The organism is Prosthecobacter vanneervenii, assembly GCF_014203095.1.
GTDB classification, from domain to species: domain Bacteria; phylum Verrucomicrobiota; class Verrucomicrobiia; order Verrucomicrobiales; family Verrucomicrobiaceae; genus Prosthecobacter; species Prosthecobacter vanneervenii.
Genome location: NZ_JACHIG010000009.1, coordinates 296,473 through 315,076, shown reverse-complemented (window position 1 = coordinate 315,076; position 18,604 = coordinate 296,473). Strand labels below are relative to the sequence as shown.

The 18,604-nt window shown below is 58.8% G+C and carries 19 protein-coding genes; 14 read left to right on the top strand and 5 right to left on the bottom strand.

Features of this window, described 5'->3' with window-relative positions:
* The first annotated feature begins 105 nt into the window (after nt 1-105).
* The 4 genes from HNQ65_RS19940 (at nt 106) to HNQ65_RS19925 (ending at nt 2,752) form a co-directional block, all read left to right on the top strand.
* On the top strand, nt 106-906 hold the full coding sequence (locus HNQ65_RS19940) for a hypothetical protein (RefSeq protein ID WP_184342276.1): 801 nt from the start codon (nt 106-108) through the stop codon (nt 904-906).
* A gap of 21 nt (nt 907-927) precedes the next feature.
* Nucleotides 928-1,653, top strand: a complete 726-nt coding sequence (locus HNQ65_RS19935) for an ABC transporter ATP-binding protein (RefSeq protein WP_184342274.1) — start codon at nt 928-930, stop codon at nt 1,651-1,653.
* Between the two features lie 121 nt (nt 1,654-1,774).
* A complete protein-coding gene (locus HNQ65_RS19930; RefSeq protein ID WP_246438442.1) occupies nt 1,775-2,272 on the top strand; it encodes a glutathione peroxidase in 498 nt (165 codons plus the stop codon).
* A 12-nt stretch (nt 2,273-2,284) separates the two neighbouring features.
* Nucleotides 2,285-2,752 (top strand): hypothetical protein, encoded by a 468-nt coding sequence (locus tag HNQ65_RS19925; RefSeq protein WP_184342270.1) that lies wholly within the window; start codon nt 2,285-2,287, stop codon nt 2,750-2,752.
* Nucleotides 2,753-2,787: 35 nt separating this feature from the next.
* Here HNQ65_RS19925 and recO read toward each other — a convergent pair whose 3' ends face one another.
* Nucleotides 2,788-3,333 (bottom strand): DNA repair protein RecO, encoded by a 546-nt coding sequence (recO, locus tag HNQ65_RS19920; RefSeq protein WP_184342268.1) that lies wholly within the window; start codon nt 3,331-3,333, stop codon nt 2,788-2,790.
* Between the two features lie 51 nt (nt 3,334-3,384).
* On the opposite strand from recO, the gene prfB reads away from it, so the two are divergent.
* The 6 genes from prfB (at nt 3,385) to rnr (ending at nt 10,486) form a co-directional block, all read left to right on the top strand.
* A protein-coding gene (prfB, locus tag HNQ65_RS19915; protein ID WP_221306225.1) for a peptide chain release factor 2 occupies nt 3,385-4,534 on the top strand; the annotation gives its coding sequence in 2 pieces (ribosomal slippage) (nt 3,385-3,471 and nt 3,473-4,534; 1,149 coding nt in all).
* A 237-nt stretch (nt 4,535-4,771) separates the two neighbouring features.
* On the top strand, nt 4,772-5,638 hold the full coding sequence (locus tag HNQ65_RS19910; protein WP_184342266.1) for a helix-turn-helix domain-containing protein: 867 nt from the start codon (nt 4,772-4,774) through the stop codon (nt 5,636-5,638).
* A gap of 47 nt (nt 5,639-5,685) precedes the next feature.
* A complete protein-coding gene (locus HNQ65_RS19905) occupies nt 5,686-6,483 on the top strand; it encodes an Hsp33 family molecular chaperone HslO (RefSeq protein ID WP_246438441.1) in 798 nt (265 codons plus the stop codon).
* Between the two features lie 55 nt (nt 6,484-6,538).
* Nucleotides 6,539-7,621 (top strand): glycosyltransferase family 4 protein, encoded by a 1,083-nt coding sequence (locus HNQ65_RS19900; protein WP_184342264.1) that lies wholly within the window; start codon nt 6,539-6,541, stop codon nt 7,619-7,621.
* A gap of 41 nt (nt 7,622-7,662) precedes the next feature.
* Nucleotides 7,663-8,199, top strand: coding sequence for a YkgJ family cysteine cluster protein (locus HNQ65_RS19895; protein WP_184342262.1), 537 nt, complete (start codon nt 7,663-7,665; stop codon nt 8,197-8,199).
* Between the two features lie 49 nt (nt 8,200-8,248).
* Nucleotides 8,249-10,486: a ribonuclease R gene (rnr, locus tag HNQ65_RS19890; RefSeq protein WP_184342259.1), complete on the top strand. Its 2,238-nt coding sequence runs from the start codon at nt 8,249-8,251 to the stop codon at nt 10,484-10,486.
* Here the strand turns inward: rnr and trpS are convergent, their stop codons facing one another.
* Genes trpS through HNQ65_RS19870 form a run of 4 tightly spaced genes read right to left on the bottom strand, consistent with a single transcriptional unit; the run spans nt 10,487 to nt 14,109 of the window.
* On the bottom strand, nt 10,487-11,452 hold the full coding sequence (gene trpS / locus HNQ65_RS19885) for a tryptophan--tRNA ligase (protein ID WP_184342257.1): 966 nt from the start codon (nt 11,450-11,452) through the stop codon (nt 10,487-10,489).
* A 35-nt stretch (nt 11,453-11,487) separates the two neighbouring features.
* A complete protein-coding gene (locus tag HNQ65_RS19880) occupies nt 11,488-11,922 on the bottom strand; it encodes a universal stress protein (RefSeq protein ID WP_184342255.1) in 435 nt (144 codons plus the stop codon).
* Nucleotides 11,923-11,926: 4 nt separating this feature from the next.
* Complete coding sequence (locus HNQ65_RS19875; RefSeq protein ID WP_184342253.1) at nt 11,927-13,282, bottom strand: Nramp family divalent metal transporter; 1,356 nt, start codon at nt 13,280-13,282, stop codon at nt 11,927-11,929.
* A 14-nt stretch (nt 13,283-13,296) separates the two neighbouring features.
* Nucleotides 13,297-14,109: a transporter gene (locus HNQ65_RS19870; RefSeq protein WP_184342251.1), complete on the bottom strand. Its 813-nt coding sequence runs from the start codon at nt 14,107-14,109 to the stop codon at nt 13,297-13,299.
* Between the two features lie 95 nt (nt 14,110-14,204).
* On the opposite strand from HNQ65_RS19870, the gene mntR reads away from it, so the two are divergent.
* From mntR to HNQ65_RS19845, 4 genes are all read left to right on the top strand, one after another.
* On the top strand, nt 14,205-14,654 hold the full coding sequence (gene mntR, locus HNQ65_RS19865; protein ID WP_184342249.1) for a transcriptional regulator MntR: 450 nt from the start codon (nt 14,205-14,207) through the stop codon (nt 14,652-14,654).
* 537 nt (nt 14,655-15,191) lie between these two features.
* The gene (locus tag HNQ65_RS19855; RefSeq protein ID WP_184342244.1) at nt 15,192-15,677 is read left to right on the top strand and encodes a hypothetical protein; all 486 of its coding nucleotides are present in this window, start codon (nt 15,192-15,194) and stop codon (nt 15,675-15,677) included.
* Nucleotides 15,678-16,060: 383 nt separating this feature from the next.
* Nucleotides 16,061-17,410: a TolC family protein gene (locus tag HNQ65_RS19850; protein WP_184342242.1), complete on the top strand. Its 1,350-nt coding sequence runs from the start codon at nt 16,061-16,063 to the stop codon at nt 17,408-17,410.
* 14 nt (nt 17,411-17,424) lie between these two features.
* Nucleotides 17,425-18,600 carry an efflux RND transporter periplasmic adaptor subunit gene (locus tag HNQ65_RS19845; protein ID WP_184342240.1) on the top strand — a complete coding sequence of 392 codons (1,176 nt, stop codon included), beginning with the start codon at nt 17,425-17,427 and terminating at the stop codon, nt 18,598-18,600.
* The last annotated feature ends 4 nt before the right edge of the window (nt 18,601-18,604 follow it).

Here is an 18,604-nt window from a genome sequence, read left to right as displayed (position 1 = left end):
AAAGATCCCAAGCCTTTTGTATGGACCGCCACTGCGGAACGCATTTTCGAAAAGATTGAAAAGTTTTGCGGTAAACTAACCTAACACAATACTAGTATTTAAATCATGCTCTGGCGTGTCGTGGCAGTCCTTACAGTGATGTTCTGGTCGGTGATGTCCGGGCTGCTGGTGCGTGACAGCTATTTTCCAGAGGAGTCGAGGTTTGCGGTGGTGCCCCCGAAGATGGTTTTTGATCTGTTTTTAAGACAGTCGGAAAACTTTGGCTGCACGCTGCATCTGTACCATCAGAAGGAAAAGGTGGGGCATGCGAACCTGCAGGTGGCACGGCGGATCAAGCCGAACCATCAGACGGTGTATGACATCATCTCGCATGGGTCCGTGGAGCAGGAGTCGGAAGCAGGAGTGCCTGCGCACAGCATCCTGGCGGCATGGAACATGGGCTGTACGCTGGCTGATGCCGAGCGGTGGCAGCATCTGGGGCTGAAGGCCACCTTTCCACAGAGGGATGCGAGCATGCAGCTCTCGTGGGATGAGAGAAACCCCACGCCCGAGCTGCTGGTGAAGCAGGGGGATCGTGTGGTGATGAGCTCGAAGGATGTGCAGATGCTGATGAATTTCGGAGGGGCTGGCGGGCTGGATGGCGCGCCGGGAATGCTTTCGATGATCAGCGGCGGGCTGGCGAAAAATGAGGCCTCGCCCGATGCGATGAAGCTGCAGGCACGCGAGGGGCAGATGGTGCTGGCCGGGAGGCAAAGGAAGTGCTTTGTGCTGACGCTGCCGGTGATGGGAATGCACGAGGTGAAGATGATCTTTACGGAAGCGGGAGAGCTGGCCCGCATTAACCTGCCGAGCGACTATGTGCTGCTGGAGCCTGCGATACACGGGCTGCAGGAGGGGGCGGAATGAACGGAACTTTTTAACTGACGCATGATCGAGATCGAAAACCTGACGATGAACTATGGCGAGCTGCGGGCGCTGGACGGGCTGAACCTGACCATCCAACCCGGTGAGCTGTTTGCCTTTCTAGGGCCGAATGGCGCGGGCAAGACGACTGCGATGAAGCTGCTGACGGGGCTGATGAAGCCGGATGCCGGCAAGGTGAGGCTGTGCGGGCATGATGTGCAGCAGGAGGCGATGAAGGCCAAGGCGCTGCTGGGCTATGTGCCGGATGTGGCGGTGTTTTATGAGAAGCTGACGCCGGTGGAGTTCATGGAGTTTATCGCGGAGCTGTTTGAGATGGAGCCTGAGAAGGCGAGGGCGCAGACGGATGCGCTGTTCACCAAGTTTGCGCTGCATGAGCATTCGCGGCAGCGGATTGAGAACCTCAGCCACGGCACGAGGCAGAGGCTGGGGATCGCCAGTGCGCTGCTGCATGATCCGAAGGTGTTTGTGATCGACGAGCCGATGGTGGGGCTGGACCCCATCCATGCGCGCACGGTGAAGCGCGAGATCAAGGAGCGGAGCCTGGCGGGTACGACGGTGCTGATGAGCACGCATCTGCTGAACATCGCGGAGGAACTGGCCGACCGCATCGGGATCATCCACCACGGCAAGCTGGTGGCGCTGGGGACGCTGGAGGAGCTGCGGAAGGAACATGAGCAGCGGGGCAGCAGGCTGGAGGATATTTTCCTCAGCATGGTGGAAGAGAAATGACGAATGAGTAAATCCGAATGACGAAATAATGACGAAGCCAGAAGTGTGAATGGTGTGCCGTTCTCCGTTTGTTGCTCGTAGATCCTACCTGAATATGAAATCGCTTCTTCTTTCCCTTCTCATGACTTCCATTGCAGTGGCTGCCGACACCAACGTCCAGGATATCGCTATCAAGGATATTGATGGGAAGGACACGACGCTGAAGGCTTATGCAGGGAAGGTACTCCTGGTTGTGAATGTGGCCTCAGAGTGTGGCTACACACCGCAGTATGCGGGGCTGGAGGACCTGTATCAGAAAATGAGCGGCAAGGGGCTGGTGGTGCTGGGGTTTCCCTGCAATGACTTTGGAGGGCAGGAGCCGGGTGCGGAATCGGCCATCAAGGCGTTTTGCACCGAGCGTTACAAGGTGACCTTTCCGATGTTTTCGAAGGTGGCGATCAAGGGAGATGCGAAGCACCCGCTGTATGCGGCACTGCAGTCTGCCGTGGGCGGCGAGGTGGGGTGGAACTTTGAGAAGTTTCTGATCGGCAAGGACGGGAAAGTGTTGCAGCGCTTTACGTCGGATGTGGAGCCGGATTCGCCTGAGCTGAAAGCGGCGATTGAGGCGGCGCTGAGGTAAATCCAAACGAATATGAACACCTTGGCCAAATGGATGATCATTCTGTTGGTAGTTGTCCAGGCTGTTTCATGCTCGACGCCGAAGCCGCGTTCTCCACGGCTAAATTACACGGAGGCACTGAATAAAGTCAGGGCCGCAAAGACATCTGAGGGTATGCCGAGAGAGAAAGTGTTCTATCACTTCCGATTATTTGGGGTGCCGAGCACACGTTGGATGGGTGGAGCTCGTGGCGGATACGCATCTCAATCGGAACACTGGGACATGTATGATGGATATAGATTGTCAGCCTACAAGCACTGGAGAGCGAGTTTCAAGATTGTGCCTCTGAACAAAGGATTTCCAGATGCGGAATTATTGTCCACTGTCGATGATGAAAAATACTACCATGAACCCCGCCTGGAGCCGTATTTCGACACGTTGATTTTGACAGATCGAAACAAGAAGGTCGTGGGAAGGATTGATTTGCCTTACTACCATTGATGCCTTGAAGGATGCTCCACTCAGCAGCGGCCAGCTCAATGCTTCATCATCCAATCCGCGAGCTGCCGCCTCTGCACGGGCAGCTTGCGGTGGAAGCTGTCTTCGATGGCGGCTGAGGCCATGCCGGAGTCGCCCCCGGGAATGATGCCGAGGATTTCGGCGAGGCGCTGCTCGAAACGGGTGATGAGGGCGGGGACGGGGTCTTTGGCGGCGAGGTAGTCGAGGGCTTTGACGAGGAGGTCGTGGATCTCGGGAATGGGGGAACCGCTTTCGGCGACGAGGCTCACTAATTTGACGAGGTAGGTGGCGGCGAGGACGCGGCCGTAGCTCTCGCGGAGGCCGAGGCGAGGATGGGTCCAGCGGGCCTCGGCGAGAGTGTGGAGGTCGCTGGATTTGCTGCGGACGAAGCGAAGGTCGGCGGAGACAAAGAGGTCGAGCACGCCTGAGAAGGGTGATTTGGGACGCAGGGCGCCTTTGGCGATGGTCTTGAAAAGACCGACATCCGGCGAGCACCAGTGCACGATGAGACTGCTCTCCGCATAGCGTGTGCGCCCGATGAGGATGGCCTCGGTTTTTTCCATGATGACAAAAGGCGTTGAACTCGTGTGCCGAGCCGTTATCTACGCTGCATCATGGAAAAGACCAGCAAGACCATCCTCACCGACCTCCAGGCCCTCGACACCACCGCCCTCAAGGCCAAGTTGGGGGAACTCCGGAGGTATCTTTGACGTACCGAAATTAAAAGACGAGCTGGCCATGCTAGAGGACCGCCTGGCGGCCCCTGGCTTCTGGGATGATGCGAATGCGGCGCGCAAGACGATCGACCGCACGAATGTCATCAAAAAGAAAATCGGGCCGCTACAGGATCTGGAAGCGCGGACTGGTGATTTTGACGGACTCATCGAACTGGCCAAGGAGGCTGGTGACATGGAGACGTGGCGTGAGGTGGAGCTGGAGCACAAGAAACTCGAGGCGGACGTCGGTGCCTTTGAGCTGAGCCAGCTGCTGAAAGGACCCTTTGACCGTGGTAATGCCTTTATCACCATCCATTCCGGAGCCGGTGGCACAGAGGCTTGTGACTGGGCGGACATGCTGATGCGCATGTATCAGCGCTGGTGCGTGCGGCGCGGCTACAAGGTGGAGCTGATCGATCATGAAGCTGGCGATGACGTGGGCACGCGCTCTGCGACGCTGGAAGTGATCGGCGAAAACGCCTTTGGCTATCTCCAGGCCGAGCGCGGTGTGCATCGTCTGGTGCGCATCTCCCCGTTTGATGCGGCCAAGAAGCGCCACACCAGCTTTGCTTCGATCGACGTCACCCCTGACTCAGAGGAGGACATCGATATCCAGATCCGCGAAGAAGACCTGAAAATTGACACGTACCGTGCCGGCGGCAAAGGCGGGCAAAACGTGAACAAGGTGGAGACGGCGGTGCGAATCACGCACGTGCCGAGCGGCGTGATCGTGGCGTGCCAGATCGAGCGAAGCCAGCCGAAGAACCGCGCGAAGGCGATGGCGATGCTGAAGGCGAAGCTGTACCAGATCGAGGAAGACAAGCGCAAAGCCGAGCTGGACCGCCAGTATGGCGAGAAGAGCGACATCGGCTGGGGGTCACAGATTCGCAGCTACGTCTTCCAGCCCTACCAGATGGTCAAAGACCTCCGAACCGGGGTGAAGACCAGCAACATCTCCGACGTGATGGACGGCGACTTGGATTCCTTCATGGAAGCCATGCTGCGCGGACAGAAGGCCGGGGAAGGAGATAAGGACGACGACGAGTAGCAACTAGATGCCAGATATTCGAGGCTCTATGGCGGCAAGAGCTATCAGGACCTCGAAATCTGGCGGCTGGCCGAGCCCTTGTGCTGCGCCTAATGTAGGTGCTGGCTTCGAATGACGAAGCTATTGATCATGTGGACGCCTTGCGTGAAACTGGGGTGCCACTGCTGAGCCAAGGTGCGCCGATCTTCGAAGTAGCTATTCTGAATCCAGCATCGAGAATCCAGCAACTACACCGCCATGAAGCCTGTTTTTGAAAAAGTGCCGAAACGCCAGTGGGAGTCTTTTCACTGTGAGGTGGTGCGGGCGATGGACTACGGGACGCGATGGCATTTCCATCCGGAGTATCAGCTGACGCTGGCGATTGAGAGCCGTGGGCACCGGGTGGTGGGAGACAACATTGGGGCGCTGACGGACGGGGACATTGTTTTGATCGGGTCCAACCTGCCACATGTATGGCACCAGGACACGAGTGCGAAATCCCGCCGGGTGAATGCGATCATCGTGCGCTTTGACGAGACCTTTCTGGGGCGTGACTTCATGGCGCTGCCGGAAATGGAGCCGGTGAAGCGGCTGCTGCAGCGTGCGGCGCGGGGACTGGAGGTGCGCGGGGCTGCCCGTACGGCGGTGACCGAGCATATGAAGCGACTGGCTGACAGCGAGGGGCTGGGGCGGGTGATCGAGCTGCTGGCGATCCTGAATGCGCTGGCGAAGTCCGAGGAACTGAAGCCGCTGGCGAGCTCGAACTTTGAGCCGAAACTGGAGTCCGCCGACCAGGGGCGGATGGAGCGGGTGATCGACTTCATCCACACGCACCTGACCGAGGAAATCGACCGCGAGCGGCTGGCGAAGCTGGCGCACCTGAGCCTGGGGGCCTTCAGCCGGTTCTTCCACTCGCGCACGGGCAAAACGGTGCCGCAGTATGTGAACGAGGTGAGAATCGGCCGTGCGTGCGGGATGCTGGCGGAGGATGTGTCGAACATCACGGACATCGCGATGGACTGCGGATACCGCAACCTGGCGAACTTCAACCGCCGCTTCCGGGAGGTGATGGGGACCACGCCGAGTGCGTACCGGCAGAAATTCCGCGGCATGGCCGGGAAGTGACGCCTGCGCCACTTGCGCCGCCGGGCATCCGGTGAGATAGGCAAGGCATGAGTCAGATGCTAGAACCGGATCTTTCCGTGGTGGACCTCCGCTCCTACTTTGTGCGGAAGCGCAACGCTCTGCTGGTGCGCGGGCGCTTCAGCCCGCTGTATCTGGATTACTACCTGCACCTGATGCAGCACGGCATCCAGAACAAGGAGTCGCTGGACCAGATGCTGAAGGATGCGCTGGCCGGGCTGGCGCTGCACCTCTGCTCGCGCCCGCAGGACGAGTCCTGCGCGTGGACGATCCATGTGAAGGAGCCGCAGAGAGCGAACTTGTTTGTGACGGGGAGCACGAGGCCGGGGCGGGTGACGGGGCGTGTCTTCACCGAGGACGTGCGCCAGGAGGGAGAGGCGCTTTTCATTGCGCAGACGACGCGGCCTGAGCATCCCACACGGCAGAGCATGATCGAATTTCAAGGCAGTGACATGCTCAAAGCGGTGGAGACTTTCTACACCACGAGCGAGCAGCGGCTGACGCGCTTCTTCCGCCTGGAGGAGGAGGAGTTTGTGCAGATCTCTGCAGAGCCGGACTGTGACGAGGAGTGGCTGGCGGCGCTGACGCTGGAGCAGGTGCTGGCACTGGAAACAGACGAGCACCTGACGCTGCTGGAAACGCGCGGGTATGTGTTTGAGTGCGGATGCTCGGTGGAACGGCTGATGCCGATCATCCTGCGGCTGCCAAAGGATGATCTGGACCACATCTTTGCCGACGGAGTGGCCATCATCACGTGTCCGCGCTGCGGTGCGGTCTTCCGCACGGCGAAGGAGAGCTTTGAGCAGTGGCGGTCAGCAAATTCCTAGAGTGAGCATCCTTCTTGCCTTTTCCTGAAGCCGACGGGACGTTTGCGCCACCCGCATGAAACTCGCCCTCATCCGCCGCCAGTACTCCGCCACCGGAGGTGCGGAGCTGTATGTGCAGAGGCTGCTGGGGGCGCTGGCCGCCGCCGGGCATGAGACACACCTCTTTGCTGAAAAATGGCAGGGGCAGGCCGAGGGCGTGAAGTTTCACAGCGTCAGCGTGGAGGGCGCGAGGGCGGAGAAGCCGCTGCGATTTGCGGAGGCGGTGAATGCTGCGCTGCAGCATGAGAGGTTTGACTGTGTGTTCAGCCTGGAGCGAACGCTGAAGCAGGATGTTTACCGTGCAGGTGACGGGCTGCATCGTGTGTGGCTGGAGAGGCGCCGACAGTTTGCACCGTGGTGGAAACGGCCGCTGGTGGGGCTGGGAGCGTTTCACCGAAACATGATGGCGCTGGAAGCGCAGGCTTTTGATCCGGCGAACACACAGCGGGTCATCGTGAACTCCGAGATGGTGCGCGGGGAAATAGCGCAGCACTTCCCTGACTTTCCGCAGGAGCGCGTGCACACCATCCGCAACGGAGTGGATGTGAAGCGGTTTAAAAGCGTGACGAGAGAGGATGCGCGCAGGCGCTTCGGTCTGGAGGAGAAGGATTTTGTGCTGGTCTTTGTAGGCTCCGGCTGGGAGCGCAAGGGGCTGCCGTGGCTGCTGAAATTCATGTCAGGGCACGGCGATGATCCGCATCTGAAGCTGCTGGTGGTCACACGGGACCGCATGCGCGGCCGGGTCCCGCAGAATGTGATTCTGACCGGGCCGATGAGCGATGTGGAGGCGGCCTACGCTGCGGCGGATGTGCTGACCTTCCTGCCGATCTATGAGCCGTGTTCGAACGTGGTGAGCGAGGCGCTGGCCACGGGCATCCCGGTGATCACGACGAGCTACAATGGAGCGAGCGAGCTGATCGATTCGGGTGTGAACGGACATGTCCTGGATGATCCGACGGATCTGGCCACGCTGGGCATGTGCATCAACCACTGGCGCGCACGCGGTGGTGGCAACTCTGTGAAGACGAGGCTGCCGCTGGATCTGGAGCTGAACGTGGAGCTGACGCTGCAAGTGCTGGAGAAGACGGCGAGAGGATAGAGGTTGAACTTGAGGCATTGGGGCGGCATTGCTCCCGCACGATGGAGTCCGCGTCTTTCGCTGAAGCTGCCACGCGCCTGTGCACGGCGTGCGGCATGTGCTGTGACGGGACGATGTTTCAGATCGTGCGGATGCAGCCGGGAGATGTGCCGGCGGCGCTGGGGAGGCTGGGGCTGAAAATCCGCTGCCGTGATGGCGAGTACCACATGGAGCAGCCATGCCCGGCGCTGCAGGAGAAGGGATGTACGGTTTATGATAAGAGGCCGGTGCGATGCCGGTTGTTTCACTGCCAGCAACTGCTTCGCATGGAGAATGGTGAAACAACAGAGGCGGAGGTCATGACGATGATCCAGGACACACGTGCGCAGGTGGCGCAGGTGCGCGGATTGATCGAGGCCTGCGGGCTGCGCGAGGACGGGCAGTCGCTGATGGAGCGCCATGAACGTGTGATGTCCACGCCCGTGAATGAAGCACTGGAGCCGGAGCTGGTGAGCGTGCGTGAGGAGCTGGATGAAGCAATGCGGAAACTGAAGCTGAGATTGAACCGGGAGTTCCGGGTGCCGCCGAATTCTCATTGACGGAATCAATCGACGTGCGATGTACTTTGATTAGATAGGTAAGAATAAGATGGAAAAGAAATTATTGGGGCTGCTGGGCAGTGAGGATTACATACCCTCGAATGTGCCGGAGCTGCTCTCGCAACTGGGCATGAAGCCCAATCAACAGCAGGTGCTGCAAGGTCTGCTCAAACGCCTGGAAAAGCAGGGAAAGATCCTTCGCACGAAGGGAAACCGATACATTGAGGCCGAGGAGGCGGACCTGGTGCCTGGAGTGATCCAGGTAACAAGAGGCGGTCGTGGATTTGTGATGCCGGATGAAGGAGGGGGCGCTGAGATCAGCGTGCCGGAAAGCAAGATGGACACCGCCATGCATGGCGACCGCGTGCTGGTGCGCCTGGATTTCAAGCCCGGGCAGCAGGATAGAAGCGGCAGCGTGGTGCGCATTTTGGAGCGCCGTCGCACCCAGGTGGTGGGCACGCTGCAGCGCACAAAGCAGTTTCTGCATGTGACGCCAGATGATCCACGCCTGCCGGGAGTGATCTATGTGCCTGAGCCGCGTGATGTGGGCCGCAAGGCCATCGTGGGTGACAAGGTGGTGGTGGAAATCACGCAATGGGGCAGCGGAAAAGTGGCTCCTGAGGGCGAGGTAATCGAGGTGCTGGGGCCTCCGGATGAGGAGGGTGTGGACATGCTCTCCGTGCTGCGGAACTACGACCTGCCGCTGCACTTTCCCAAGAATGTGTTAAACGAGGCGCATGCGATTGCGAAGTCGCGCCCTGACAACCAACCGAGCGCGCAGGAGTGCGCCGGGCGTGTGGACTGCCGCCCGCACAACGTGGTGACCATCGACCCGGATGACGCGAAGGATTTTGATGATGCCATCTGCATGCAGAGGGAAGGAGAGCAGTGGAGGCTGTGGGTGCACATCGCGGATGTGTCCCACTATGTGAAGCCGGGCAGCGCGCTGGATGTGGAAGCGAGCAAGCGCGGCAACTCGACCTACCTGGTGGACCGCGTGATCCCCATGCTGCCGGAAGCGCTGAGCAACGAGCTGTGCTCCCTGAAACCGAATGTGGACCGCCTGACGAAGTGCGTGGAGTTTGTGATGTCGAAGCACGGGCAGGTGGTGAGTGCGAAGTTTTACTCCGCCGTGATCCGCTCGAAGAGGCGCTTTACCTACAAGGAGGCGTTTGCCGTGCTGCAGGCACCGCCGAACAATGAGACGGAGCAGATGCTGCACGATGCACATGAGATGGCGCAGAAGATACGCCATCTGCGGTTCAAGAACGGATCGCTGGATCTGGATTTCCCCGAGAACAAGATCCGACTGGACGAGAACGGCAAGGTGCTGCGGATCGAGAAGATCGAGAATGATGTGTCGCATCAGCTCATTGAGGAATTCATGCTTCTGGCAAACGAGGCGGTGGCGGGGAGGCTGATGGGGCTGAACCGGAATTCGGTGTATCGCGTGCATGAGTCGCCGAAGGAAAAGCGGCTGAATGATTTCCGCGAGGAAGTGCTGAGCCACCGGGTGCCGTGCGGAGACCTGACGCACCGGCCGGAGGTGCAGAAGCTGCTGGCCCGGCTGCAGACGCTGCCTATCGGCCCCGCGCTGAAGATCGGATTTCTACGCTCACTGATGCGTGCGCGTTATGCGATGGAGCCTCTGGGGCATTATGGCCTGGCCAAGCCGAAATACACGCACTTCACCTCGCCGATCCGCCGGTATGCCGACCTGGTGGTGCACCGCTCTCTTTTCGACAAAGCGGAGCTGCAGGCGGGAGATGCGCGGCAGATCGCGAGCCACATCAGCGCGACGGAGAAGAACTCCGCCGATGCCGAGCGCGACAGCAAGGAGGTGAAGCTGTACGCCTACCTCAAGGCGCAGCTCGTCTCCAGAAAACCGCACTCGTATGAGGCGCTGGTGACCGAGGTGCGGAACTTTGGATTCTTTGTGGATGTGCCGGATCTGGGGCTGAGCGGCGTGGTGCCGCTCTCCGCGATCCCGGATGATTTCTTCATCTTTGATCCTGTGACGCGCCTGCTGACCGGGCGGCATACACGCCGTGTCATCCGTCTGGGAGACAATGTGGTGGTGCAGATCTACAAGGTGGACAGCGCGCGGAAGCAGGTGGACTTCAAGCTGGTGGTCAACCCTCAGGAAGAGGGGCGGTCACGCAAACCGGAAAAGAAGGGGCGCGAAGAACGGCGCGAGCGGGACCGCCGCGAGATCAAGAGTGCGCCGCCGCGCAAGCCGGGGCATGGCCACAAGCGTGCGCAGCAGAACAAGAAGCGGAAACGCTGATCAACCCAGGCCCACAGCATCGCGCACGCGGCTGAGGGTCTTGCGGGCGACGGCGCGGGCTTTTTCAGCGCCTTCGGCGAGGACTTTGTCCACGTAGCCCTTGTCTGCGATGATTTCATCGCGACGGGCGCGGAAGGGGGCGAAGTAGTCGGTAATGCCCTGCAGGAGGCGCTTTTTGAAGTCTCCGTAGCCGACGCCGCCATTGAGGTGGTCTGCCACCATGGCGTCATAGTCGGACTGTGAGGCGACGAGCTTGTAGAGAGCCAGGATGCTGCTGCCTTCGACGGGCTTGGGCGCCTCCACGGGGGTGGAGTCGGTCTTGATGCCCATGATCTTCTTTTTGAGCGGGCCGGGTTCTTCGAAGAGCGGGATGGTGTTGTCGTAGCTCTTGCTCATCTTCTGACCATCGAGTCCGGGGACGACGGCGGTGGCTTCCTGGATGCGCGGCTGGGGCAGCTTGAAGAGGCCCTCGCCAAAGGTTTCGTTCATCTTGATGGCGATGTCGCGGGTGACTTCGACGTGCTGCTTCTGATCTTTGCCCACGGGGACGATGTCGCTATCGTAGATGAGGATGTCTGCCGCCATGAGTACGGGGTAGGCGAAGAGGCCGTGGGAGGCCTGGATGCCGCGGGCGACTTTGTCCTTGTAGCTGGTGCAGCGCTCGAGCAGGCCCATGGGGGTGATGGTGCTGAGGATCCAGGAGAGCTCGCAGTGCTCCGGCACATCGCTCTGGCGGAAGAAGACGCATTTGTCCGGGTCCAGTCCGCAGGCCAGGAAGTCAATGGCAAGTTCCCGGACGTAACTGCGAAGGGCCTTGCCATCGTGGACGGAGGTCAGGGAGTGGTAGTCGGCGATGAAGTAGTAGGCGTCGCCCTCGTGCTGGAGCTTGAGGGCCGGCTCCATCATGCCGAAGAAATTGCCGATGTGGAGTCTGCCGCTGGGTTGAAGGCCTGAAAGGATGCGCATAGGAGCCCCTGATATGGCGGGAGGGGGCGGGTTCGTCAAGGTGTGCGCTTGGGCGGGACGACGAAGAGGGGGACGGTGGCTTTGTGGCGGACAGCGTCGATGGTGCTGCCGTGGATGATGTCGCCGATGAGGCGGTGGCCGTGGGAGGCGAGGGCGATGAGGTCGATGTTTTCCTCGGCGGCGACTTTGAGGAGCTGGTCGGGCGGCTCTCCGAGGACGAGGCGGATGTTGACAGTCAGGCCGGAGGTGGAGCGGAGACTGGCAGCTGTTGTTTCCAGGTAGTTGAGGTCCTGCTTCATCTCTTCGGATTCGGCGAGCTTGAGCTGGTCGAAGTTTCGAGCGGCCCAGCCGTCTGCGACGTGGACGAGAAGGAGCTGGCTCTGCATGAGGGTTGCGAGCTGGGTGATGGCGGGCAGGAGCTCCTGATCGGAGGCGCTGGCGTCCAGGGCGACGAGGATTTTCTGGTACATGGCGTTAGATTCCGAGGGCGTTGATCCAGGACTGAGGGGCGAATTGATCGAAAAGATATTTGAGGTTGAGAACTATGATGACGATGGCGCTGGCCCAGGCGAGGAGCTTGATCCAGAGCGGGTTGGCAAAGCGGCCCATCTTGGACTTTTCTCCGGTGAAGCAGAGCAGGGGGATGACGGCAAAGCTGAGCTGCATGGAGAGGATGACCTGACTCGAGATGAGGAGGTCGGTGGTTTTTCCCTCGCCATAGTAGCCGATGATGCAGACAGCAGGGACCACGGCGATGAGGCGGGTGATCATGCGGCGCAGCCAGGGCTTGAGGCGGATGCTGAGGAAGCCCTCCATGACGATCTGACCGGCGAGGGTACCAGTGAGGGTGGAGTTTTGCCCGCTGGCGAGCAGGGCAACGGCAAAGAGTGTGCTGGCCGCGCCGACGCCGAGCACCGGGCTGAGGAGCTCGTAGGCCTCCTGGATCTCAGCGACCTCCTTGTGCCCGCTGGTGTGGAAAGCTGCTGCGGCGACGATGAGGATGCCGCCATTGATAAACAGCGCAAACATGAGCGCGAAGGTGGAGTCGATGGTGGCGAATTTGATGGCCTCGGACTTGCCGGCGTCGTCGCGGGCGAAATTGCGGGTCTGCACGATGGAGCTGTGCAGGTAGAGATTGTGAGGCATGACGGTGGCGCCGAGGATGCCGATGGCGACGAAGAGCATCTCGCGGTTTTTGAAGATCTCTGCTGAAGGCACAAAGCCGCTTGCGATGCCCGCCAGATCAGGCTTGGCGAAGATCATCTCGGCGGCAAAACAGCCGCCGATGGTGAGGATGAGGGTGATGACGAGCGCCTCGACGTAGCGGAAGCCACGATTTTGCAGAAGCAGGACGATCATGACATCGAGCGTGGTGATGACGCAGCCCCAGACGAGAGGGATGCCGAAGAGGAGCTGCAGGCCGATGGCGGAGCCGACGACCTCAGCGAGATCGCAGGCGGCGATGGCGGCCTCGCACAAAACCCAAAGGAACCAGACGACTGGACGCGGGTAGTGGTCCCGGCAGGCCTGGGCGAGATCGCGCCCGGTGACGACGCCCAGCTTGACGCAGAGGTGCTGGAGCAGGATGGCGATGAGATTGGAGATCAGGATGACCGAAAGCAGGGTGTAGCCGTAGCGGGCGCCGCCAGCGAGGTCGGTGGCCCAGTTTCCGGGGTCCATGTAGCCGACGGAGACGAGGAAGCCGGGGCCTGCGTAGGCGAGCATCTTGCGCCAGAAGCTTCCTTCCTGTGGGACGGGTACGGAGCGAAAGACCTCAGGCAGCGAATTGTCTCCGCGTGAGCGCCAGCCGGTTTCGGGAGTGTTTTCCATGGGAGTGCAAAGAGTTAAAAGCGGAATGAGACGCCGACAAAGGGATTGATGGCCTCCTGGGCGTTGTAATACCAGTTTGCGCCCACGTCGAATTTGAGGTCAGGGGTGACCATGTAGGTGAAGCCGCCATCGAGGGAGGACTGCCAGTAGCGGCCTTCATCCGTGAGCCAGCCCTGATAGGTCTCGACATAGAAGCCGATTTTTTCAGTGAGGTCGCGGCCGATGGCGATGGTGAAAGCGGGCTCGAAATAGCGTGTCTGGTGGTCTGTGACGGCCATGGAGAGGAAGATGCTGGAGCCAAGCTCCCAGCCGCCGCCGATGTCGAGCTCCTGATTGATGGTGAGGCCGTATTCCCAGCACTGATTTCCCAGGCCCTTGGTGGCGGTGGGGGCCTTGACCCAGGGCAGGAGGGCGATGGCGTAGGGGCCTTCGTCATTGCCCACGAGATTGGTTTTCATGCGGAGGTAGAGGTCTCCGCTGCCGCTGTTTTTGCCGATGAGGACGCTGTCGGCGTCCTGGCTGCGATGAAGCAGGCGGGGCGCCCAGCCGACCTGGAGGTCGGTGTTGTGGGTGACTCCGTATTTGAAAATGAAATCGCAGAAAGAGGTGTCGTCAGAGCGCTCGCCAGCCTGACGTGTGCGGCTGAAGGAGACGAGGTTGCTCTCCACCTGGAACCAGCCTTTGGGGACGGTGCAGGCGGATTCGGTCTGGTCTGGGCGGTCGGTGCTGAGGGGGCGTGTGTTTTTCCGCTCCATGACGATCCAGTCGTCCGCCATGCCCCAAGGGCTGACGACGGCAAATAAGAGGGTGATAAAGTTGTTAGCCACTATGAACTAAGTTAGTCATGACTAACTTTCTTTGCAAGGGCGAAAACGGGTTTCTTCGTTGAAGACAGCCAAGGGTGATCCATTTTGGCCTGCTCATGCCAGCCAAACGCAAGGAACACACCAGCCACCTGGGCTCCCCCGCCATCGAGGACTACCTCGAGCAGATTCACAATCTCATCATCGCCAAGGGCTATGCCCGTGTGGTGGACATTGCCAAGAACCTGGGGGTCTCACAGGCGAGCGTGACGAACATGATCCAGAAGCTGGATGCGGAAGGTTTTGTGGTGTACGAGCGCTACCGGGGGGTGATTCTGACGGAGGAGGGGGGTAAAGTGGGTGCAGACATTGCGCGGAGGCATGAGGTGCTGACGCGACTGCTGGCCGGTTTTGGGCTGGATCCGAAGACAGTGCACGAAGACGTCGAGGGGATGGAGCACCACATTAGCCGCCAGACGCTGGATGTGCTAACGCTGCTGATGGAGGAGCTGGAAGGGAACGCTGTGCTGATGCGAAAACTGAAACGCAAGCTGGCGGGACTGTCGTGAGCCTATCTATGCTAAAGACTTGGTGTGCAGTGCATAAAGAAAGAAATAAAAGCTTGTGATAGCCGCCACGACAAAGCCCCGTTAAGATGGGCAGACCTGTCTGGCCATGCGCCGTATCCTAAACATCTTATCCATCCTGATCTTGCTCACGCTTGGCGTAGAGCTGATGTCCGCGCGTGGCGTTGGGATGCAAGGCAGGGCTCCCCTAATGGTTTGCATCGTGGATGATGATGCCGATGGTGGAAAGGGTGAGGAAACTCTCCATGAAAGTGTGCAGAACGAGCCGGGTTTCTCTACCGCCTTCGGACTCCAAGCGCTCATTCATTCAATGTGGGCGGATCTCTATTCGTCTTTTGACCAGACTGCAATTCAGAAGGCCTGCCCGAGAGTGCGCCTGCACAGATGGTTTTGCAAAGAGTGCTGTTGAGGCCGGGGGGGAGGCTTGTCTTCACTCCAGTTTTGGCTGAACTGATCTCTGCCTGGCCAAGCTGTCGATTCCATCCCCGAGCCAGAGATTCTCAATGCTTTATCCCATCTATGAAAACGTATCTTGTTATTTTTTTCAGCATGCTGCTTGCGGGCGGTGCTTATGCAGGGGCTGTAACAATAAATGTCAAACCGGGCAGTGAAAATAAAACCGCCGACAAAAAGAAGGCGGAAGTTACACGGGCGTACTGGCTTAATGTACGCATAACAAACCCCAGCGGCACCAAGTTGGAAGGTGTGACGCTCAGGTGGACGCTTTTTGCCGCCAATCTTCGTCGTGGCGCGGACAGTATTGTGGTGGAAAAATCTGGCGACATGAAAGTAACGGTGGATGCAAACGGTCGATACCTTGATGTAGCCACGCCCAAAGTAGCCTTTGTTTATACCCCGATGCATACTGAGAGTTCGGGCAGAAGGTCCAAAATGGTTGAAGAGTCTGGCCATAGATACCACGGCTATCATGTTCAAGTGCTTAACGGCGACACCGTTCTAGGTGAGGCGATCAGCAATGAGGGGCTGCGGAAACAATTAAAATAAGCTGATTACTCCCCTCCGAGCTGAGGCAGTCGTAGGCAGTGCAACTCCAGAATGCCTGGTGTCTGATTTCCAGACAGGCTGATTGAAATGACACAAAGATGACTGTCGCTATTATCTGGAGTTCACGTTGCTTTTTGTTTTTGCTAAGCTGTGCAGACGTCGACGCAGCCCCGCCAGCCAATGAAGCCCTATGCCAACACAACCTCTCATCGTGCAGGACAAAGCCTGATGCAGTGTTGCAGTGAAGCACTTGAAAATCCAAGTGATGGATTAGCCTGGATTCAGTGTGCGACTGTGAAGGGCTGTTGAGAAATATTGCACTGAACTGAAAGAGTAGTATTTCATCTATAAAACTGTCATTGATTCCGCCACAATATTTTTTCATGAAAACAGGTCTTCTTTTAATACTGCTGTTCATCTGCTTGAAGCTGCAGGTCGTCGCTGCGGATACATCTGCCGCCGCTGATCAGGAGACACAGGGACCAACACCTGAACGGCTGGCTGAGCTGGTCAAAAGCACCACCAAACGCACGAGCATCAAGCTGGAGGATTACCTGGCCAAGGTGGCGGCGTCGAATCTTGGGTATGCATCCCAGCGTTACAATGTGACGATCGCGGATGCTGCAATCATGGCCTCCAGAGTTTTTCAAAATCCGGTGATCCAGGTGGGCAACATGATGGATATCACAAACGGCGGCAACCAGCGACTGCCTGGCTACTACAACGGGTTTGTGACGCAGACCTTTGAGCTTGGGGGGAAGCGTCGTATTCGATATCTTGTGGCGCGGAAAAACTATGCGGCCACGGCTTCAACGCTGCAGAGCTTTCTTCAGAATCTGCGGCTGGATGCTTCTGCGGCTTATGCGGACGCCATCGCCATGGGGCAGGTGGCTGCCCAATTTCAACGCACCGCCACTCTTCTGAGGGAGCTGCTGCAAGCTCAGCAGGAGCGGCAAAAGGCGGGGGATATCAGTGATGTAGACCTGCTGCAAACGCGTGTGGAAGTACGCCAGTTTGAGGCTGAACTCCTTGCCGCACAATCTCAAGCGACAAGCGCGGAACTGGGGCTGAATGCATTTTTGGGACCGCAGTTTTCCGGCACACACTGGCAGCCGGTGGGCACACTGGACGTCACACCGCATAGCACAGACTTGTTCAAGCTGCTTTCCAGCGCCATCAAAAACCGTCCGGACTTGATCGCTATGCGCTACCAGCGCGATGCGGCGAAAGAAAACATCAATTTGGAGAAAGCCAAACGAGTGCCAGATGTGAACGTGGGAGTGGGTTGGACGAATAGCACTTACTCCGGAAACAACACTTCACCGCAGCCAAACTACAACATGGTGGGTCTTCAGTTTTCCCTGCCCTTGCCGATCTGGAACCGGAATAAAGCTGGGATCGCATCATCCGAGGCGATGGCGAGCCAGGCCCAACTGGATCTTGAAAATGCCGAGGTGAAAGCCGGGGTGGATGTGAGGCAGGCGCTTTCCCTTTATGGCATGGCGCGCGAGCGAGTGGATCTCTACAAAGCCGGAGTGTTGAAGGATGTGGACTCAGCCCTGGAGAAGCGTGTGGTCAGCTACAAGCGTGGCGGCTCTTCGCTTCTGGAACTGCTGGATGCGCAGCGAAAAGCGAATGAAGTCTGGATGAGTTTCTACACCGCGCAAAGCGATCATGCCCGTGCGGTGATCGAGCTGCACCGAGCGGCTGGCATCTGGATCATACACTTTTGACCCCCCCCATTCTCATGCAAATCGTCAGATACTCATGGCTCCTGGCGCTGTTCATCGCAGCGTGCAAACCCGCAGCTGTTGTCGAGGTGGATCCTTTTCCTGTCCGAGTGGAAAAGAGCCACCTGATCTTCACCTCGGGAGATCCACAGCTTAAAGCACTGGCTGTCCAGCCGGTCAAAGAAAGGGACACAGTGGTGCTGCACCTGACGGGCAAGCTGGTCTGGAACGAGGACGTGACGACCAACGTTTTCTCCCCATTGGCGGGACGTGTGGCCAGCATCAAAGGCGCGCGTGGGCAGAAAGTGAATGTGGGTGATGAACTGGCACGCATCACCTCTCCGGACTTTGGCCAGGCACAGGCGGACGCCGCTAAGTCGGAGGCCGATCTGGCGCTGGCCAAACGAGTGCTGGAACGTACGCGCGATCTCCTCAAGCAGGGTGTGCTGCCGCAGAAGGAACTCGACTCCGCTGAAAATGCCTTCCGTGATGCGCAGTCTGAGCGCGATCGTGCTGTGGAGCGTCTGGCGGTGTGGGGTGGCAGAGGCGGTTATGTGGACGGAGCATTTGCGCTCAAGGCACCGATGGGCGGAGTTATCGTGGACCGTAATGTCCAGCCTGGTCAGGAAGTGCGATCTGATGCAATGCTGGCCGGCATGGCGGTCGTGGCCGCACCGATGTTTGTCATTTCAGATCCTGAGTCGCTGTGGGTGCATGTGGACGTGAGCGAGCAGGATCTGTCTAACCTGCAGATAGGGCAGAAACTGGAGATCCGCTCGCGTGCTTATGGGGACAAAGTGTTTCCTGGAGTGCTGACGGTGATCGGTCAGTCTCTGAATCCGGACACCCGCACAGTGGTGGCCAAGGGAACGGTTTCTAATCCCGAGAAGCTGCTGAAAGCGCAGATGTATGTGAACGTGAACATCATCACGCATGTGCCGAAGATGCCGCAGGTCCCGATTAAGTCGGTGTTTCTGCGAGAAGGAAAGGCGTGTGTGTTTGTACGTGTTTCCGAAAGTGATTTTGAAATGAGGCAGGTGACCACAGATGCGGAGGACGCCGGGCAGGTCTTTGTCAGCAAAGGACTCAAAGCTGACGAGGTGGTGGTTTCGGAGGGCGCTCTGGTTCTTGAGAGCCTGTTGGATGCGAACACCAGCACAGCCAACGCCGGAGCTGAAAAGGCCGAACACTAAACCG